The 875-nt window shown below is 48.5% G+C and carries 1 pseudogene; it reads left to right on the forward strand.

What is annotated here, in order from left to right:
• Positions 1-656: pseudogene (locus CRI63_RS23730) on the forward strand (lysine decarboxylase LdcC); the annotation flags it as partial.
• Between the last annotated feature and the right edge of the window lie 219 nt (positions 657-875).

Raw genomic sequence — 875 nt, forward strand, 5'->3', positions numbered from 1 at the left:
CGGTATTGTCGCATCGACGGAAACTGCGGCGGCAATGATGAAAGGAAATGCCGGTAAGCGTCTGATTGATGGCTCTATTAATCGTGCAATCCGGTTCCGTAAAGAGATTAAACGCTTAAAAGGTGAATCAGAAGGTTGGTTCTTTGATGTCTGGCAGCCAGAGCAGATTGACCAGGTTGAATGCTGGCCGCTCAATTCTGACAACGGCTGGCATGGTTTCCAGAACATTGACAACGAGCATATGTATCTGGACCCGATCAAAGTCACTCTGCTGACGCCGGGTATGACGAAAGACGGCACGATGGACGATTTCGGTATTCCGGCGACATTGTGGCGAAATACCTTGATGAACACGGCATTATCGTTGAGAAAACCGGTCCTTATAACCTGCTCTTCCTCTTCAGCATTGGTATCGATAAAACCAAAGCTCTGAGCCTGTTGCGTGGTCTGACAGAGTTCAAACGCGCCTTTGATTTAAACCTGCGTGTGAAAAACATGCTGCCGTCACTGTATCAGGAAGATCCTGAATTCTATGAAGACATGCGTATTCAGGAGCTGGCGCAGAATATTCATAAACTGATTTCTCACCATTAATTTGCCCAGATCTGATGTATCGCGCGTTCGAAGTTCTGCCTGAAATGGTGGTAACGCCGTATCGTGCATGTNCAGNNACGTACGTCTGAGCATCGATCGATGTACAGCTACGTACGTCTGAGCATCGATCGATGTACAGCTACGTACGTCTGAGCATCACGTGTACAGCTACGTACGTCGAGCATCGATCGATGTACAGCTACGTACGTCTGAGCATCGATCGAGTACGCACGTACGTCGAGCATCGTGATGACAGCTACGTACGTCTGAGCATCGAACGA

This window comes from Escherichia sp. E2661 (assembly GCF_004745185.1).
Taxonomy (GTDB): domain Bacteria; phylum Pseudomonadota; class Gammaproteobacteria; order Enterobacterales; family Enterobacteriaceae; genus Escherichia.